Origin of the sequence: Salmonella sp. SG203 (assembly GCF_013350575.1) — a bacterium.
Taxonomy (GTDB): domain Bacteria; phylum Pseudomonadota; class Gammaproteobacteria; order Enterobacterales; family Enterobacteriaceae; genus Salmonella; species Salmonella enterica.
The window spans coordinates 551933-570918 of sequence record NZ_SNMT01000002.1; the positions used below are offsets into that span (position 1 = coordinate 551933).

The following is an 18986-nucleotide window of genomic DNA, read 5'->3' on the forward strand; positions in this document are numbered from 1 at the left end:
TATGTCTTTATCCAAAGATAATATATGGAAGTTGTTGGCCCCATTAGTGGTGATGGGCGTCATGTTGCTAATTCCTGTTCCAGATGGTATGCCGCCGCAGGCCTGGCACTATTTTGCGGTTTTCGTCGCGATGATTGTCGGTATGATCCTGGAGCCGATCCCGGCGACAGCGATCAGTTTTATCGCCGTAACCATTTGCGTTATCGGCAGCAATTACCTGCTATTTGACGCTTCAGAACTGGCCGATCCGGCGTTTAAAGCCAGTAAACAGGCGCTGAAATGGGGGCTTGCCGGTTTCTCCAGCACCACGGTCTGGCTGGTTTTCGGCGCGTTTATTTTCGCGCTGGGCTACGAAGTGACCGGGCTGGGGCGCCGCATTGCGCTGTTTCTGGTAAAATTCATGGGTAAACGCACGCTGACGCTCGGCTATGCGATTGTCATTATCGATATTTTGCTGGCGCCGTTTACTCCCTCCAATACGGCTCGTACCGGCGGGACTGTCTTCCCGGTCATCAAGAACCTGCCGCCGCTGTTTAAATCGTTTCCAAACGATCCTTCCGCACGCCGCATCGGCGGTTATTTGATGTGGATGATGGTGATCAGTACCAGCCTGAGCTCTTCGATGTTTGTCACTGGCGCGGCGCCAAACGTGTTAGGTCTGGAGTTCGTCAGCAAGATCGCCGGGGTCCAGATTAGCTGGCTGCAGTGGTTTCTCAGCTTTCTGCCGGTAGGGATTATTTTACTGATCGTTGCGCCGTGGCTCTCCTATGTGCTTTATAAACCTGAAGTGACCCACAGTGCGGAAGTCGCGGCCTGGGCTGGCGGCGAGTTAAAAAACATGGGGCGTCTGTCCCGCAAAGAGTGGACGCTGATTGGCCTGGTGCTGCTTAGCTTAGGATTGTGGGTTTTTGGTGGAAAAATCATCAACGCCACTGCCGTGGGTCTGCTGGCCGTCTCGCTGATGCTGGCGCTGCATGTTGTGCCGTGGAAAGACATTACGCGCTACAACAGCGCCTGGAACACCCTGGTGAACCTCGCTACGCTGGTGGTCATGGCCAATGGCTTAACCCGCTCCGGCTTTATTGACTGGTTCGCCAATACCATGAGTACGCATCTGGAAGGTTTCTCGCCGGATGCAACCGTGATTGTACTGGTACTGGTGTTCTATTTCGCGCACTATCTGTTCGCCAGTCTTTCCGCTCACACCGCGACCATGCTGCCGGTCATTCTGGCGGTGGGTAAAGGCATTCCGGGCGTTCCGATGGAACAACTGTGTATTCTGCTGGTGCTGTCTATCGGTATCATGGGCTGTCTGACGCCGTATGCCACCGGCCCTGGTGTGATTATCTACGGCTGCGGTTACGTGAAATCCAGAGACTACTGGCGGCTTGGCGCAATCTTTGGCGTTATCTATATCACGATGCTGTTGCTGGTGGGCTGGCCGATTCTGGCAATGTGGAATTAAACATTACGCCAACGTAGGTTAAAAATGATGCCGTTCAGGTTCACCTGAGCGGCATTTTTTATGATTAAATGAGTAACATTCATAATGTCTATAAATTATCGAATTCATCATGAACACAATATGGCATTACAGTCCGCTGCTGGCTGCCCTCTTAACCCCGATTTTTGCCGCCAACGCCGACGAACTTCAGGCGCAACAGTACGGTGATTTCACTGACTATGTGCTGGCGCTTTCCTGGCAAACCGGTTTTTGTCAAAGCCAGCATGAACGCCGCCATCGGGAACCCGATGAGTGCCGTCTGCAAAAAGAGCCAGCCAACAAAGCAGACTTTCTGACCGTCCACGGCCTGTGGCCTGGATTACCCAAATCTATCGCCGCACACGGTGTTGACCAGAGACGCTGGCAGCGCTTTGGTTGTGCGACGCGGCCAATCCCGAATCTGCCTGAAGTCAAGGCCAGCCGGAAATGCTCCGCCCCCGCCCCCGGACTTTCGCCTGACATCGCGGCAGCGCTTAAGGAAGTGATGCCCGGCGCGGGGGGGAATTCCTGTCTGGAGCGCTACGAATATGCTAAACATGGCGCCTGTTTCGGGTTTGATTCCAATGCCTATTTCGGCACCATGATACGGCTGGATAAGGCGATAAAAGACAGCGCACTGGGGCAGTTTCTGGCGGATAATTACGGCAAGACCGTTAGCCGCGCTGAGTTTGATAGCGTCGTCGCACAAACGTGGGGCCAGGATAATGTCAAAGCCGTTAAAGTAAACTGCCATGGCAATCCCGCCTATTTAACAGAGATTCAGTTTTCATTAAAGGCGTCGATGATTAACGCCCCGCTCTCCTTTGCCTCATTCCTGCCGCAGCCGCATCCCGGCAACTGCGGGAAACAGTTTATTATCGATAAAGCCGGTTATTGACGAAGCAGAGGTTTAAAACCGTAGCCACATTTGAGAACACGCCCGAATGTAGACTAAAATTCACTCAGGGCTATGACGTTTGAGGATTTACCCGAATGTGAACTAAATCACTTCAAAGACGGGGTAAGTCTCAGTATCATCATGAGAGTTAAACCCTCGCCGCCAGACGGTGAGGGTTTTCTTTTGGGACCATTTACCTGCACTACTCGCAGTATCGATGACATGGAGTAAGAAATGTCCAGACCCACTATTATCATTAACGACCTTGACGCCGAACGTATTGATCGTCTTCTGGAACAGCCTGCGTATGCGGATCTGCCGATTGCCGACGCGCTCAACGCCGAACTGGATCGCGCGCAAATGTGTTCGCCACAAGAGATGCCGAACGATGTCGTCACCATGAACAGCCGCGTTAAATTCCGCAATTTGAGCGATGGTGAAACACGCGTGCGGACGCTGGTGTACCCCGCCAATATGACGGACAGCAGTACCCAGCTTTCGGTAATGGCGCCCGTCGGCGCGGCGTTGCTGGGACTGCGCGTCGGCGACACCATTCACTGGGAACTGCCGGGCGGCGCCTCCACCCATCTCGAAGTGCTGGAACTCGAATATCAGCCTGAAGCCGCGGGCGACTTCCTGCGTTAAACCCCATCTGCATAAGCGTTAATGCGTTTACACAGAGGATGCCTGCGCATCCTCTTTCCGTTAGCCCTTTCATTTCTGCCTGCTTCAGACAACGCCGCCTGGCATCGGGTTGACTACTCCCGTCGCCTGTTTCTGCGCCGCTTGTGCCGACGTCGCTCCCGGCACCAGAATGACCTTCCGGCACTCTTCTTCGCGTTTTTCGAAAATTTCGTAGCCGCGCGCCGCCTCTTCAAACGGCATATAATGCGTGACAATCTCCTCCGGCTTCAGCAACCCTTTTTCAATAAGCGGTAATAATTCCCCCAGCCACGCGTGAACATGGGTTTGACCCATTTTAAAAGTTAGCCCCTTATCAAAGGCGTCGCCGAATAAAAAGCCGTGAATAAAACCGGCATACACGCCGGGCACGCTGACCACGCCGCCACGTCTGACCGCCGCGATACATTGTCGCAGCGCTTTGCCGCTGCTGCCTTCCAGTTTAAGGTTCGTCAGCACCGTCTCCGTCATGCTGCCTTTCGCTTCAAAGCCTACGGCATCAATTACCGCGTCCACGCCGCGGTGTCCTGCCGTCTGCTCGATGATTTTTTCCGCCGGATCGTTCTCATCATCGAAGTTGATCGGTATCGCGCCGTAACGTTCTTCGGCGAAACGCAGGCGCCAGGCGTGGTGATCAACGACGAAGATCTGCTCCGCGCCCAGCAGTCGCGCACAGGCGATAGTCAGTAATCCTACCGGCCCTGCGCCAAAAACCGCCACGCTGGAACCTTGCTGAATCTGGGCATTTTTTGCCGCCTGCCAGGCGGTAGGCAAAATATCAGAAAGAAACAGCGCCTTATCGTCAGATAACAGCGGCGGCACCTTAAATGGACCGACATTACCTTTTGGCACGCGAACATATTCGGCCTGTCCGCCGGGAACGCCTCCATACAGATGGCTATACCCAAACAGCGCCGCCGGTGGCGGGATCTGTTTTTTATTCATCGCCGCGCCGTGTCCGTCGTTAGTGTTTTCACACGCTGAATATTGCTGTAGCCGACAGAAAAAGCAGTCACCACAGGCAATGACAAACGGGATAACGACCCGATCCCCTTTCTGAATATTCTTTACATCATGTCCGGTTTCCACCACTTCGCCCATAAATTCATGGCCGAAAATATCGCCATGTTTTACCTGTGGGATCTTGCCGCGATAAAGATGCAAATCAGATCCGCAAATCGCGGTGGCGGTAACACGCAAAATGATATCGTCAGGCTGCTCAATGCCGGGATCGGGTACGTTTTCAACCTTTACGTGATGTGGACCGTGATACGTCAATGCTTTCATGCAGCCTCCGGGGTAACGGTGAATGTTGCGTTCGACTATAAAAGGGTAGCTATCCCGGAGAGACTGCCGGAAAAACAGGCAGCTTTAGGATTTTTCCTGGAAAATACACGACTTTTTTAACGTCAGGTTGTCGCAATATTTAAAATTGCCAGACAAATAGCAGAAAGAAACATTATTATATGCTTGAATAAATTCAGTATTGATTAACAGGGAGTAACGGGTATGTATAAGACAATCATTATGCCGGTTGATGTTTTTGAAATGGAACTTAGCGATAAAGCCATTCGCCACGCTGAGTTTCTGGCGCAACAGGATGGCGTCATTCATCTGTTGCATGTACTGCCTGGGTCCGCGAGCATGAGTCTGCACCGCTTTGCCGCCGACGTGCGTCGCTTTGAAGAACATTTACAGCATGAGGCGGAAACGCGTCTGCAAACGATGGTGGGACACTTCAGTATCGATCCTTCACGAATTAAAACGCATGTTCGCTTTGGTAGCGTGCGCGATGTCGTTAATGAGATGGGCGAAGAACTGGATGCGGATGTCGTGGTAATCGGTTCGCGTAATCCGTCCATCACGACACACCTGTTGGGGTCTAACGCCTCAAGCGTGGTGCGCCATGCGACGCTGCCGGTATTGGTTGTGCGTTAACTCTGGCGGCTAAAAACTGACACGCCCTGCCAGGTCGCGCCTGGCAGGGCTTTTTACTGCATCATCGTTAGTACAAATGCCCGATATTCACAATAGTACTCACCGTGTCGCCAAAAAAGACCAGCCGACTCAGAAATACGCCGACGAATAACAAGACGAACAGGAGTTTCGGGCGCGAATCACCGTGACGGCTGGCGACAAAAGCGAGCGCAAGGCAGACCAGGCTTGCCAGATAAAACGGTGAAGCCAACCATGAACGCGCCGTCATCTGCATTACCGTTCCCCCGCTTAACCACACCAGCGGCGCCGCGATAAGTACCGCGATACACACCACAATTCCCTGGCGTAACGCAGGAACGGCAGGCCTGAGTTTTAACAGCGGAATCGCCGCGCAACCCATGACCCATACCGTAATAAAAAATAACAGCATGGTAAACCCATTAGCGATAGCCACCATCGCTGGCGCGGCGTAGGTCATCCCCTGCACCGCCACCAGTAACACGCCGAACACGGAGGCGATAAGAGCCATCGCTTTATGTCCCTTTGCCAGGAACGTTACGCCGACCGCTGCGCCAAACAACGTGGCGCCAAGGATTTCCCGACTTAACCAGGCATGTCGCAGGTTAATCAGCGCATCATAAGCGCGATCGGGATGCGCCAGATGCAGAATCGCGGCAATAGACGCCAATGCCAGCACCAGCCCGGTGGCCAACCAATAGAAACGCTGGCCTTCCACTTCACCACGCAGCGTACGCCATGTCAGTACCAAAGCCATCCCGACAGACATCTGGCTTAATACCGTAAAAAACACCAGCGGCAGTTCATATTTTTCCATTACTTGTCCTCCGGCTGCTTAGGCTGGCGCGCCAGAATAAAGCGCGTTCCTGGATTGAGCTGTGGCATATGCGGGAACCCTGGCGGATACTGCACCGCATTATCGGGCACAGGATCGGCATCCAAATCGATAATCGACAAGGCGCCCACCGGACAGGCGTTTACGCACGCCGGATTCATACCGATATCAAGACGCTCGTAGCACATACTGCATTTTTCCGCTTTACGCGTCTCTTCATTAAAACGCGGCGCGCCATAAGGACAGTTGCGAATACAGTTTTTACAGCCGATGCAGCGCTCAGGGTTATGCACCACCACGCCATCTTCACGTTTGGTATAGGCTTCGACCGGACAGGCGGCGACGCAGGCCGGATGTTCGCAGTGGTTACAGGCCAGCGAGTAAAACGCCCGCTCTTCATGTGGATAGATGTCTTTATCCAACGGATAAACGTAGCGCCAGAAGCGATCCGGCTCCAGTTGGTTAAAGCTTTTACACGCCATAGCACAGCCGCGGCAGCCGATGCACTTATCGCTATTCACTAAAAACGCACGTCTCATGCTACGGACTCCCCTTTACCGATCAATACAACGTCAGCAAACTGACTGTGGATAGCGGCGCCCGGCGCGCCAGTTTTCATCAGCCCCATATCAGCAGGCGTATCGGCCACGACGTTTTGCACGTTGTACTGCCGTTTCGGGAACCACGCTTCATACATCACCAGAAAATCTTCCGGCACGTTGGTGGTGACTTTTGCCCGCAGCTCAACTTCACCGGTGCCATTGAAAACTTTGACCAGATCGTTCTCGCTGATGCCCTTTTTCTTCGCGGAAGAAGGATGGATATAAACGAACGGTTCCGGGTAGAACACCTGCATCCAGTCCAGGTTGATAAACTGCGAGTGCAGGCCAAACTGCACGTGCGGCGTAAACAGATGGAACGGCAGTTTGCTCTCGGCTTCCGGTTTGTATTCCGGCAGCGCGGTATGGCCGTTTTTCTCCGCCAGTTCAGATTTAAATTCATACTTGCCTGACGGCGTTTTGAATTTGCGGTCGTACCAGGCGGCAGAGCTTGGCAGAATCGCTTTTTTCGGCCCGTCCAGCAGATCGTCCCAGGAAGAGATGCCGAACATTTTCGCCATTCCGTCGTTGAACTCCTGATCCAGCCAACGCTTGTGATCGAACTCTTGCGGGAAGGAACAGGAACCCGGCGCCATCTTATTAATGGTGCGCGACAGCATGGTAGCGATTTCAAGGTCGCATTTTGCTTCATACATCGGCTTAATCGCCGGCTGATTAATGGAAAGCCAGTAGTGCCAGTAAGAAGCATCCACGTTCCACTCTTCAAACGCGGTGGTAACGGGCAGCACGATATCAGCGTGTTGCACCGTTTCGTTGAAGAACTGATCGGCGCAGACCACCATTTCCAGTTTTTCAAACGCTTTTTTCATCTTGCTGCGATCGAAATCCTGGGCAAACGGGTTTTTACAGGCGACCCACAGCATACGAACCGGCGGATCGTTGGCCTCCAGAATCCCCTGCGCCGTCTGGTTAATATTCAGAGAGCGATCGGAGTACTGCACGGCGTCGCTGCCAGCGGCAGCCCCGAATTCACTGGTGGTGCCCGCCGCTCCCGGTATGCCAATAGCGCCCTCCGGCGGCTTCTGCAGCATGGCGTTATAGTTAAAACCCCAGGTATGCAGATGACCATAACGCGCGCCACCGCCTTCGACACCGATGTTGCCGGACATAGCGACAAAGGCATCGATAGCGCGAACGTTGGCGCCGCCGTTGACATGACGCTGCATCCCGTAACCAATCCAGACCGTGGCCGGCTTAACCGCCGTAAACTCTTCCGCCAGCTGGCGAATGACATCCGCAGACAGGCCGCAGATTTCTGCCGCCCATTCCACGGTGACGTTACTGCGCAGATAGGCTTCAAATTCCGGATAGCCATGAGCATCGTTGTTGACAAAGTCCTGATCCACCAGGCCTTTATCCACCAGATGACGCGCCATCCCCAGCGCCAGCGCGCCGTCTGAGCCAGGCCGTACGCGCAGGTAGAGATCGGCTTTGGCGGCAGTCTGCGACAGCAGCGGGTCGATAACCACGACCTTCGCCCCTTTCTCGCGCGCCTGATAGATGTACTTCATGCTGTGCATTGAGCACCAGGCTGGGTTGGCGCCCCAGATAATGATGTATTTCGCTTTCACCATATCTTCCGGGTCGTTACACCACATGTCGCCCATGTCGTAGTTTTGCGCGTCGATACCGGCAGGCCAGCACGGCGTACCGGCAAAACGGGTGGTATAGCCAAGCGAGGACATCATCCCTTCAACGGCATAGTTCAGCACGCCAAACTTACCGGAATATTTGGTCAGCGCCAGACCGAGCATAGAACCGTCTTTTTTCTTAATCTCCAGCATTTTGGCGGCAATGCGCTGCATCGCCTCTTCCCATGAGATGCGACGCCAGTTGCCGCTACCGCGAACGTCCTGCGCCATGGGATATTTAATACGATCGGGGCTATAAACCCGGCGCGGATAGCTCAACCCTTTGACGCAAGGCGTACCGTGAGTAAATGTTGACTCCGGCGCGCCCTCCACGAAAGTAATGACCCCGTCCTTTACCCACGTCTTGAGGCTACAGGTGTCATAGCAGTTACGCGGACACGCGTTACGATAAATTTTGTACGTTTTAGGGTTAAAGGGAACAGGCGGCTGCGCAAGCGCGCATCGGGAGGTCAGTAATCCTCCGGGTAAAGCCGCAACGGCGCCCAGTGCCACTATCCCCTTTAAAAAAGAACGTCTGTTCAGATGTCCTGTCTCATTACTCATATTGATACTCTCGTTTTAATTCATCAAGCCAATAAAATAAGATGTCCGCCACCGTATATAACGTGGTCGTTTGTGCATGAGTTTTTATTTTTTCGATATATAATGGCACCCACTTTGTTAAATAGTTATTGATATATTGAGTGAGAGTAGATCGGTATTGTGACGTTTGCCGGGTATTAGCCAGTAATAGTGTGGTCAATTCCAGCACGCAGGAAATATGATCGTCAGGGATATTGCTTTCCTGATTAACCGATAATCCCAACGCTGCCATAAAATCCCGTATCTCCAGCGTCGCCTTTCCCATCACCAGCGCATCGTCTTCCAGATACACTGAAGCGAAAGGCGCAGCCAGCAGCTTGCCAGGGCCGACGAATAGCGCATTAAAGTCATACTCCGCTTCCAGCCACGCCCGGTCGGTAAGGTTTACCGCAGCAGAGGGATTTAATCTCACGTAGGCAGATTTCAGTGAATGACTATCATGAGAATTAAAAAAATCACGCAATGTAAGCCCTGTTTTTTCTAATTCCGTCAGTGATTCATAGATTGAATCCATGAATAAATAACCTCACATACAAATGCAATATAAATCAAGAAAAAAGAATGGGCATGTTAGCAGAAGCGCTTAATCTTTCTTTGATAAAAAAACAGAAAAATTCCAGTTAAATCCGTAGAAGGCTTTTTTATTGTTTCAAAGTTTAAAAACAGAAGACCGTTGAAATAAAAAACCGTCTGTTATTAACAGACGGTTTCAGAGTATTGATAATGAAGAAGGTGTTTTAGCCGGCGGCGTTCCCCAGGCATAAACGCCGCAGGCCCGAATAGCTTACACTATCGGGCCATTTACGATGGCCAGTTAACTGACCTTGCAGGTGTGCTTACTTCTTTTTATGCGATTTTGGTACGAATCAGATAATCAAAGGCGCTCAACGAGGCTTTCGCCCCTTCGCCGGTGGCGATGATAATCTGTTTGTAAGGAACGGTGGTACAATCGCCTGCGGCGAAGACGCCCTTAACGCTGGTTTCACATTTGGCGTCAATAATGATCTCGCCCATGCGGTTACGCTCAAGCGCGCCTTCCAGCCAGTGGGTATTCGGCAACAGACCAATCTGCACAAAAATTCCTGCCAGCGCGACGCTATGAATATCGCCGCTGACACGGTCACGATACTCCAGTCCCACCACTTTCGAACCGTCGCCCTTCACTTCTGTCGTTTGCGCATTCAAAATGATATCGACATTTTTCAGGCTACGCACTTTGTCCTGTAGCACCTGATCCGCCTTCATCTCCGGCGCGAACTCCAGCAACGTAACATGTTCTACAATACCTGCCAGATCGATAGCCGCTTCGACGCCGGAGTTGCCGCCGCCGATGACCGCCACACGTTTGCCTTTAAATAGCGGGCCGTCGCAGTGCGGGCAGTAGGTCACGCCTTTGGTGCGATACTGATCTTCGCCCGGTACGTTCATGTTGCGCCATTTCGCGCCGGTGGCGATGATGATACTGCGCGCTTTCAAGACTGCGCCGGATGCCGTTTCAATCTGATGCAGGCCGCCTTCTGTCGCTGCCGGAACCAGTTTACTTGCGCTCTGGCTGTCGATAACGTCAACGTCGTAATCGCTGACATGCGCTTTCAGCGCGCCCGCCAGTTTCTGGCCTTCGGTTTTCGGCACCGAGATATAGTTTTCGATATCCACGGTATCCAGCACCTGACCGCCGAAGCGCTCGCCCATCAGACCGGTACGGATGCCTTTGCGCGCCGAGTAGACCGCCGCCGCCGCGCCCGCCGGGCCGGAGCCGACAATCAGCACGTCATACGCATCGCGTTTGTTCAGCGCTTCCGCCGCGCGTTTTTCTGCGCCAGTATCCACTTTGGCGACAATCTCGGTCAGAGTCATACGTCCCTGGCCGAACTCTTTACCGTTAACAAATACCGCCGGAACACCCATCACGTTACGTTCGGTGATTTCGTTCTGGAAGGTGCCGCCATCAATTGCCGTATGTTTAATACGCGGGTTCAGCACCGCCATCAGGTTCAGCGCCTGCACTACGTCCGGGCAGTTATGGCAGGAGAGTGAATAATAAGTTTCGAATTCAAAATCGCCGTCAATATCGCGAATCTGCTCCAGCAGCGACTGCGCTTCTTTTGACGGATGACCGCCGGTCCACAGCAGCGCCAAAACCAGCGAGGTAAATTCGTGGCCCAGCGGAGAACCGGCAAAGCGCGGCCCTTGCTGAGAACCTGGATTCGTAATCAGGAAAGACGGCTTGCGCACCGGCAGAGTATTGTCTTCTTTAAACGTGACTTTGTCGGACAGCTCGGCGATTTCAGCCAGCAGTTCCTTGATTTCCGCCGATTTAGCGCTGTCATCCAGCGTGGCAATCAGCTCAACAGGTTTGGTCAGTTTCTCAAGGTAAGCCCTGAGCTGGGTTTTCATATTTGTGTCGAGCATTCTTCTTCCCTCTCTGAAAACATCATCATGCAAGCCGACTTCGCGGGACTGCATTAATGCAACTTGCGTCATGGTGCTGAAATGAAATGGGCGCGGGTGCGCCCATGACTGAAACAATTTCCAAAGTATTTCACGTCAGAGTAAGGCGGCTAGCCTGAGAATCCCCGGGAGCTTACTGAAGTAAGTGACCGGGGTGAGCAGGCAACGCCAACGCAGCTATGGCGTGAAAGACGACGGAAATTTAGATTTTACCGACCAGGTCTAAGGATGGAGCCAGAGTCGCTTCACCTTCTTTCCATTTCGCCGGGCATACTTCGCCTGGGTGAGCGGCAACGTACTGTGCTGCTTTAATTTTACGCAGCAGGTCAGACGCGTCACGGCCGATACCTTCAGCGGTAACTTCGATCGCCTGGATGATACCCTGCGGGTCAACAACAAAGGTTGCACGGTCTGCCAAACCTTCGTCTTCACGCATGTTGTCGAAGTTACGGGTCAGGGCGCCAGTCGGGTCGCCGATCATCGCATATTTGATTTTTGCGATAGTTTCAGAGCTGCTGTGCCATGCTTTGTGCGTGAAGTGAGTATCGGTTGAGACGGAATAAACGTCTACGCCCAGCTTCTGCAGTTCTTCGTAATGGTCGGCAACGTCACCCAGTTCAGTCGGGCAAACAAAGGTAAAATCGGCCGGGTAGAAGAAGAAGACGCTCCAGCGGCCTTCGGTATCTTTCTCGGTGACTTCAATGAATTCACCGTTTTTGAACGCCTGGTTTTTGAAAGGTTTGATTTTGGTGTTAATTAAGGACATCTATACTTCCTCCGTGTTTTCGTTGAGGAGTAAGTTAACGAAATTTTGCTGATTCGGCTAATGCGTTTCCATTATCAAATCAATAAGCGTTAACTAACAACCCGATTCGGGCGACATTGTGAACACTGCGCCCTGTCAGCCATCTAAAGTAAAAAGGCCGCCTGACAGGCGGCCCCATTACCTGAACTACCCGTAGGTAACTTCAGAGCCAGTACGACTCGTCTTGCAAATGGCAGGCGTATTGCCTGCCACTCGAAATCCATAGCGTATATGCTGGCTAAGTGTTGCGCTCTACATTACCTTAACAAAGGCTGTAACAGCGAAAAGGATTACATCACCCCAGCATAGAAAGGGCAATCCTGGCACGCCAGCTCTTACCTATGTCTGCGATAGGCATCATCATTAATACTCTTTTCGCTTTGATATTAAAAGGAAAAAATATGATTAAACGTACATTGCTGCTTGCTATGCTGCCCATTCTCGCCCACGCGGAAGAACTGCCTGCGCCGGTTAAAGCCATTGAAAAACAGGGTATAACTATCCTGAAATCCTTCGAGGCGCCGGGGGGTATGAAGGGCTATCTCGGAAAGTATCAGGATATGGGCGTCACGATTTATCTGACGCCGGACGGTAAACACGCGATTTCCGGCTATATGTATAATGAAAAAGGTGAAAATCTTAGCAACGCCCTGATAGAAAAAGAGATCTATGCGCCAGCCGGACGTGAAATGTGGCAGAAAATGGAAAAAGCGTCATGGATACTCGACGGTAAAAAAGACGCGCCGGTGGTGCTGTATGTCTTTGCCGATCCTTTCTGCCCCTATTGTAAGCAGTTTTGGCAACAAGCTCGTCCGTGGGTCGAATCCGGCAAGGTACAATTACGCACATTACTGGTCGGCGTGATTAAACCGGAAAGCCCGGCCACAGCCGCAGCGATTTTAGCCGCGAAAGACCCGGCGAAAACCTGGCATGACTATGAAGCCTCCGCAGGAAAGATGAAGCTGGAGGTTCCGGCGTCCATCCCCCCGGCGCAGATGAAAGTCATTAATCAGAATCAGCAGTTAATGGACGATCTTGGCGCTAACGCGACGCCAGCAATTTATTACATGAATAAAGATAAGATTTTGCAACAGGTTGTTGGTTTACCGGAAAAAGCGCAACTGGACGCCATGATGGGGCAGCCTTAACGCAGAAATTAGCAAGGCAGAAGCTTAACCGTACCACGCCCGACAGCGCTACGTTTGTCGGGCCAACCACCTCCCGGCATTAACGCGACGCCAGACCAGCATGTCATCCGGCACAGCCTTTTTAGGCTAGCGGCGTGATTATATCAGTGTAAGTTATGTTCGCCTTTACCGTAATTATTTACTCGCTAAAATATTCATAACTGTGGTATTTTAGTTTAAATAAACTCTACATTAAGTTTAATAAACATAATTCTGGTAAATTATTGAGATTAAGTCATAATCATGGGAGATACCATGATAATGCCGGGAAGATACTATGGCTAACCTTTACGACCTTAAAAAATTTGATCTTAACCTGTTGGTTATATTTGAATGTATTTATCAACATTTAAGCATTAGCAAAGCAGCGGAAACACTCTATATTACACCTTCTGCCGTCAGTCAGTCATTGCAACGCCTGCGCACGCAATTCAATGATCCTCTATTTATTCGTTCAGGCAAAGGAATTACGCCTACCGTAACAGGCATTAATTTACATTATCATTTAGAAAATAACCTTAACAGTCTGGAACAAACTATTAATATAATGAATCAGTCCAGCCTGAAGAAAAAATTTATTATCTACAGCCCACAGTTGTTGATCACCCAATATGCGATGAAATTAGTTAAATATATCCGCAAAGATCCACAGGTTGAAATTGAACATCACGACATTTTGACCACTGACGAACTGCCTGAAGATCTGCTTGCCTACCGCAAAGCAGATGTTGTGGTTTCAATGGCCCCACTTAATAATCGTTCTATTGTTTGTACTCACTTTAATAGGCTAGAATGTATCCTGGTTTGCAGTGAAAACCATCCCCGACTAGGCGACACCGCCACTATCGATGAAATTCTACAAGAGTCATTTACGCAACTCGTCTCCCAGGCAACCGGTATGAAAGAGTATCATTCACTTATAGATGATGTGCTGGGAGAGAGAATAATTGGTTTAAGAAGCAAATCGGTGATGACTATCGCCAACTCCATCAGCTCCACGGAGCTTATTGGTTTTTTACCACAAACATTTGTTGACTATTACTCTTCCTCTATCAAACTTAAAAAAGTCGCCACACCTTTTACCATTGCTCCTATACAATTCTATCTTATGTACAATAGAGCTTCGCTGAATAATAGCGGATTTGCTGAGCTCATTGAGCACATCACAAAAAAGCGTTAATAAGGAGATCAGAGAACGAGTAATAATATAAATTAAGTGTATACATTCGTAGAATGTATTTACTTAGAGAATATAATAAGACATTGCAAGTTCATATAATCAGATTATCCTTTATGTTAATTATTGCGAATATATTGTAGTTAACACATTGGAGACTATCCAGAGATGTCGGTTTATAAAGTTCCGCTTGAGCAAAATGTTCTGGAAGCGGCTCAAGAGCGTATAACATGGACCCTGAAAACTTTACCCCGGGTCTGCGTCTCATTTTCTGGTGGTAAAGATTCAGGACTTATGCTGCACCTGACGGCAACGTTGGCGCGCAAAATGAATAAAAAGATCCATGTTCTCTTCATTGACTGGGAAGCGCAATTCTCCTGTACCATCACCTATATTGAATCGTTACGTGAATACTACGCGGACGTTATTGAGCGTTTTTATTGGGTCGCATTACCCTTAACCACACAAAATTCCCTTTCACAATACCAGCCGGAGTGGCAGTGTTGGCAGCCGGGTACCGACTGGGTACGACAACCGCCAGAAGATGCGATTACCGATCCGGCCTTTTTTGCCTTTTATCAACACGGCATGACTTTTGAACAATTCGTTCGCGATTTTGCCGACTGGTTTTCAGAAAAGCGCCCTGCCGCTATGCTGGTCGGTATTCGTTCCGACGAATCCTATAACCGGTTTGTCGCTATCGCTAACTCGCATAAGCTGCGCTTTGCCGACGATAAGCCCTGGACCACGTTGGCCCCCAAGGGGCACACCTGGTATATCTACCCCATCTATGACTGGAAAACCGCAGATATCTGGACCTGGTTCGCCAAAACAGGTAAATCATGTAACCCATTGTATAATTTGATGTATCAGGCTGGCGTACCGGTCCGTTACATGCGTATTTGCGAACCATTCGGCCCGGAACAACGGCAGGGATTATGGCTGTATCATGTTATCGAACCTGAGCGCTGGGCGGCCATGTGCGCCAGAGTCAGCGGCGTACTCAGCGGAGGAATATACGCCGGGCAGGACAGCCATTTTTACGGCCACCGGAAAATTTTAAAACCCGATCACCTTAACTGGGAGGAGTACGCGCTGCTCCTGCTACACAGTATGCCTGAAGTCACTGCCGAACATTACCGTAATAAAATCGCCGTTTATTTGCAGTGGTATAAGAAAAAAGGCATGAACACCATTCCACAGACGCAGCAGGGCGATATCGGATCGCGGGATATTCCGTCATGGCGACGGATCTGCAAAGTATTACTGAACAATGATTACTGGTGCCGGGCGCTGTCATTCAGTCCGACAAAACCTAAGAGTTACCAGCGTTATAACGAACGCATGAAAGCTAAACGCCAGGAATGGGGGATCTTATGCAACACCGACTCACAACCGAAATAACTCACTTTCTCTCTGGACTGCCTGAAGAGGAAAGGATCGCCGCCATTAATGAATTTAGAATGGCGATACATAACGTTAGTCCTTTTCGCGATGAGCCAGTCGATTGTGTCCTGTGGGTGAAAAACGATCATATTTCGCCTAATGACTACAACCCGAATAACGTTGCGCCGCCGGAGAAAAAATTGCTGCTTAAATCGATTGAAAAAGATGGGTTTACTCAGCCGATTGTGGTGGTAAAGGCCAATACGGAGGAATACGAGATTGTGGACGGCTTTCACCGTCATGAGTTGGGCAAAGGAAAAGCGGTCCTGAAAAGGCGCCTGAAAGGTTATCTGCCGGTAGCGTGTCTGGACAGAAAACGTCACGAACGGATGGCGGCAACCATCCGGCATAACCGCGCGCGCGGACGCCACCAGATCCACGCCATGTCCGAAATCGTACGCGAACTTTCTCAGCTAGGCTGGGACGAGAGCAAAATCGGACAGGAGTTAGGTATGGACGCCGATGAAGTCCTGCGCCTGAAACAGATCAACGGACTGCAGGAACTTTTTGCAGACCGTCGATTCTCCAGAGCGTGGACGGTTAAATAACTACAGTTTACACAGGCGCTCTGCGGCGGCCAGCAGCGTTGATTCCTGTTTAGCGAAACATAAACGTATAAGCTGATGCGGGAAAGGGGCGGCGCAAAAGACAGAGAGCGGAATAGCGGCGACACCGACTTCTTCGGTTAGCCACTGGCAAAACTCAACGTCATTTAGCGTCGACACTGCGCTGTAATCGATTAACAGAAAATAGGTACCTTCACAGGGCAGCACTTTTAATCGGCTTTGCGCCAGCGCGTTAACCAGCACATCGCGTTTTTTCCGGTAAAAATCGGGTAACGCGCGATAGTGTTCCGGCGCGGCGCGCAGCATATCCGCCAACGCCAGTTGCGCCGGCGTATTGACGCAAAACGTCAGGTACTGATGAACTTTGCGTATTTCGGCGCTAATGGCCGCAGGCGCAACGCAGTAACCAATCTTCCATCCTGTCATATGAAAGGTTTTACCAAACGATGAAACGGCAACCGCCCGCTCTCGTAACTGAGGGTGCGCCAGTACGCTGGCATGACCTTCGGCGGCAAAACAAATATGTTCGTACACTTCATCGCTTAATACATAAATTTCCCGCTCGCCGATAGCCAGCCACAGCGCCTCGATATCCGCCTGGCGCCAGACGGTAGCGGTGGGATTATGCGGCGTATTGAGGATCACCAGCCGCGTGCGCTCGCTAAGCAACGCCGAAAACGCCTGCCAGTCGACGCGAAAATGCGGCGGCGTAAGCGCTATGCGTTTTAACACGCCGCCGGAAAGCGCCACGGCCGGGGCATAGCTGTCGTAACTGGGATCGAAACAGATAACCTCATCCCCTGCCCGCACCAGCGCGGTAATCGCCGCATACAGCGCTTCTGTCGCTCCCGCCGTGACGGTGATATCACTTACGTCATCGGGTCGATAACCATATATTTCCGCCGTTTTATCGGCTATGGCCTCCCGCAGCGCCTGCGCGCCCGTCATCGGCGCATATTGATTCGCGCCCTGCGCGACATGATAAGCCAACCGCTCGTGCAAATAAGAAGGACCATCAAAATCAGGGAAGCCTTGCGATAAATTTATTGCCTGATGTTTCTGCGCCAGCGCGCTCATTTGCGTAAAAATCGTGGTGCCAAGATTGGGCAATTTGCTCTTTGGAATCAGTGGGTTATTTCTCATTATCTTCATACCCGCCAGTGATGTGGTTGTTGACACACTATCACAGGGTGTTAGTATTTGGCAATCAAGACGTTTAGATGTCTAAATATAATAACAACGGTGAGAAGACCCTAAGGACAACACAACATGAACCACACTGAGATCCGCGTCGTTACCGGCCCGGCGAATTATTTTTCCCATGCAGGAAGCCTCGAAAGACTGACCGACTTTTTCACGCCGGAACAGCTTTCCCACGCCGTTTGGGTGTACGGCGAACGCGCGATTGCCGCCGCCCGGCCTTACCTGCCGGAAGCGTTTGAACGTGCTGGCGCAAAACATCTGCAGTTTACCGGCCATTGTAGCGAACGCCATGTTGCCCAACTGGCGCACGCCTGCAACGACGATCGTCAGGTGGTGATAGGCGTCGGCGGCGGCGCGCTGCTCGATACCGCCAAAGCGCTCGCCCGCCGTCTGGCGCTGCCGTTTGTCGCTATCCCGACGATCGCGGCGACCTGCGCCGCCTGGACACCGCTTTCCGTCTGGTATAACGACGCGGGACAGGCGTTACAGTTCGAAATTTTTGATGATGCCAATTTTCTGGTGCTGGTCGAACCGCGCATTATTCTGCAGGCGCCCGATGACTATCTGTTAGCTGGCATTGGCGATACGCTGGCGAAATGGTATGAAGCCGTTGTGCTTGCGCCGCATCCTGAAACGTTGCCATTGACCGTAAGGCTGGGCATTAACAGCGCGTGCGCTATTCGCGATCTCCTGCTGACCAGCAGCGAACAAGCATTAGCGGATAAACAGCAGCGTCGGCTGACCCAGGCATTTTGCGACGTGGTGGATGCGATTATTGCTGGCGGCGGTATGGTCGGCGGCCTCGGGGAACGCTATACCCGTGTCGCCGCCGCCCATGCGGTACACAACGGTCTGACCGTCCTGCCGCAAACGGAAAAATTCCTGCACGGAACGAAAGTGGCTTATGGCATTCTGGTGCAAAGCGCGCTACTGGGACAAGATGACGTGCTGGCGCAATTGATTGCAGCATACCGGCGATTTCATCTGCCGGCCCGGCTTAGCGAACTGGACGTGGATATTAATAACACCGCCGAGATCGATAGGGTCATCGCGCATACCCTGCGCCCGGTCGAATCCATCCACTATTTACCGGTGACGTTAACGCCAGACACCCTGCGTGCGGCGTTTGAAAAAGTTGAATTTTTCAGAATATAGCCTGGTGGCGTTGCGCTTATCAGACCTGGCAACACTCAGCAGCAACGCGCGCCGCCTTTTCCACCATAGCGCGCATCCTGCCGCTCGCGGAAAAATTCTTCATAGGTCATCGGCGTCTGATCCGGATGCGTTATGCGCATATGTTCCACATAGTTGTCGTAGTCTGGCACGCCAATCATCATTTTTGCTGCCTGTCCCAGATATTTTCCGGCTTTCGAAAGCGTATCGAACATCGTTGTCACCTGTCATCCAAACGCCCTCTCCTTATTCTGGAGAGGGCTATTGATGT

The 18986-nt window shown here is 51.5% G+C and carries 18 protein-coding genes; 9 read left to right on the forward strand and 9 right to left on the reverse strand.

Features of this window, described 5'->3' with window-relative positions; translation table 11 throughout:
• The first annotated feature begins 1 nt into the window (after position 1).
• The 3 genes from citT (at position 2) to rnk (ending at position 3026) form a co-directional block, all read left to right on the forward strand.
• Positions 2-1465, forward strand: coding sequence for a citrate/succinate antiporter CitT (citT, locus tag HV477_RS05795; protein ID WP_079899189.1), 1464 nt, complete (start codon positions 2-4; stop codon positions 1463-1465).
• A gap of 109 nt (positions 1466-1574) precedes the next feature.
• Positions 1575-2381, forward strand: coding sequence for a ribonuclease I (gene rna / locus HV477_RS05800; RefSeq protein WP_079899190.1), 807 nt, complete (start codon positions 1575-1577; stop codon positions 2379-2381).
• Between the two features lie 234 nt (positions 2382-2615).
• Complete coding sequence (rnk, locus tag HV477_RS05805; protein ID WP_000089748.1) at positions 2616-3026, forward strand: nucleoside diphosphate kinase regulator; 411 nt, start codon at positions 2616-2618, stop codon at positions 3024-3026.
• An 84-nt stretch (positions 3027-3110) separates the two neighbouring features.
• Here rnk and HV477_RS05810 read toward each other — a convergent pair whose 3' ends face one another.
• Complete coding sequence (locus HV477_RS05810) at positions 3111-4349, reverse strand: zinc-dependent alcohol dehydrogenase (RefSeq protein WP_000646110.1); 1239 nt, start codon at positions 4347-4349, stop codon at positions 3111-3113.
• A 222-nt stretch (positions 4350-4571) separates the two neighbouring features.
• Here HV477_RS05810 and uspG point away from each other — a divergent pair, with 222 nt between their 5' ends.
• Entirely contained in the window at positions 4572-5000 is a 429-nt protein-coding gene (gene uspG, locus HV477_RS05815; RefSeq protein WP_000278499.1) for a universal stress protein UspG, read from the forward strand.
• A gap of 67 nt (positions 5001-5067) precedes the next feature.
• On the opposite strand, the gene HV477_RS05820 is transcribed toward uspG, so the two are convergent.
• From HV477_RS05820 to ahpC, 6 genes are all read right to left on the reverse strand, one after another.
• The gene (locus HV477_RS05820) at positions 5068-5835 is read right to left on the reverse strand and encodes a dimethyl sulfoxide reductase anchor subunit family protein (protein WP_000417096.1); all 768 of its coding nucleotides are present in this window, start codon (positions 5833-5835) and stop codon (positions 5068-5070) included.
• Entirely contained in the window at positions 5835-6392 is a 558-nt protein-coding gene (locus HV477_RS05825; RefSeq protein WP_001250381.1) for a 4Fe-4S dicluster domain-containing protein, read from the reverse strand. Before HV477_RS05825 ends, HV477_RS05820 begins: the two co-directional genes overlap by 1 nt.
• Positions 6389-8668, reverse strand: coding sequence for a molybdopterin-dependent oxidoreductase (locus HV477_RS05830; protein ID WP_079899191.1), 2280 nt, complete (start codon positions 8666-8668; stop codon positions 6389-6391). Before HV477_RS05830 ends, HV477_RS05825 begins: the two co-directional genes overlap by 4 nt.
• On the reverse strand, positions 8661-9221 hold the full coding sequence (locus tag HV477_RS05835; RefSeq protein ID WP_052932433.1) for a molecular chaperone: 561 nt from the start codon (positions 9219-9221) through the stop codon (positions 8661-8663). The genes HV477_RS05830 and HV477_RS05835 overlap by 8 nt, the downstream gene beginning before the upstream one ends.
• A gap of 332 nt (positions 9222-9553) precedes the next feature.
• Positions 9554-11119, reverse strand: coding sequence for an alkyl hydroperoxide reductase subunit F (ahpF, locus tag HV477_RS05840; RefSeq protein ID WP_000887644.1), 1566 nt, complete (start codon positions 11117-11119; stop codon positions 9554-9556).
• Positions 11120-11360: 241 nt separating this feature from the next.
• The gene (ahpC, locus tag HV477_RS05845; protein WP_000052802.1) at positions 11361-11924 is read right to left on the reverse strand and encodes an alkyl hydroperoxide reductase subunit C; all 564 of its coding nucleotides are present in this window, start codon (positions 11922-11924) and stop codon (positions 11361-11363) included.
• Positions 11925-12364: 440 nt separating this feature from the next.
• Here ahpC and dsbG point away from each other — a divergent pair, with 440 nt between their 5' ends.
• From dsbG to HV477_RS05865, 4 genes are all read left to right on the forward strand, one after another.
• The gene (dsbG, locus tag HV477_RS05850; protein ID WP_000597122.1) at positions 12365-13111 is read left to right on the forward strand and encodes a thiol:disulfide interchange protein DsbG; all 747 of its coding nucleotides are present in this window, start codon (positions 12365-12367) and stop codon (positions 13109-13111) included.
• A 316-nt stretch (positions 13112-13427) separates the two neighbouring features.
• On the forward strand, positions 13428-14330 hold the full coding sequence (locus HV477_RS05855; protein WP_052932437.1) for a LysR family transcriptional regulator: 903 nt from the start codon (positions 13428-13430) through the stop codon (positions 14328-14330).
• A gap of 165 nt (positions 14331-14495) precedes the next feature.
• Complete coding sequence (locus tag HV477_RS05860; protein ID WP_079899192.1) at positions 14496-15731, forward strand: phosphoadenosine phosphosulfate reductase; 1236 nt, start codon at positions 14496-14498, stop codon at positions 15729-15731.
• Positions 15704-16321 (forward strand): ParB/RepB/Spo0J family partition protein, encoded by a 618-nt coding sequence (locus HV477_RS05865; RefSeq protein WP_031622542.1) that lies wholly within the window; start codon positions 15704-15706, stop codon positions 16319-16321. Before HV477_RS05860 ends, HV477_RS05865 begins: the two co-directional genes overlap by 28 nt.
• Here the strand turns inward: HV477_RS05865 and HV477_RS05870 are convergent, their stop codons facing one another.
• Complete coding sequence (locus HV477_RS05870) at positions 16322-17482, reverse strand: pyridoxal phosphate-dependent aminotransferase (RefSeq protein WP_079899193.1); 1161 nt, start codon at positions 17480-17482, stop codon at positions 16322-16324.
• Positions 17483-17608: 126 nt separating this feature from the next.
• Between HV477_RS05870 and HV477_RS05875 the strand changes: the two genes are divergently transcribed.
• Positions 17609-18697 carry an oxidoreductase gene (locus tag HV477_RS05875; RefSeq protein ID WP_079899194.1) on the forward strand — a complete coding sequence of 363 codons (1089 nt, stop codon included), beginning with the start codon at positions 17609-17611 and terminating at the stop codon, positions 18695-18697.
• Positions 18698-18732: 35 nt separating this feature from the next.
• Here HV477_RS05875 and HV477_RS05880 read toward each other — a convergent pair whose 3' ends face one another.
• Positions 18733-18930 carry a YbdD/YjiX family protein gene (locus tag HV477_RS05880; RefSeq protein WP_000460619.1) on the reverse strand — a complete coding sequence of 66 codons (198 nt, stop codon included), beginning with the start codon at positions 18928-18930 and terminating at the stop codon, positions 18733-18735.
• Positions 18931-18986: the final 56 nt, after the last annotated feature.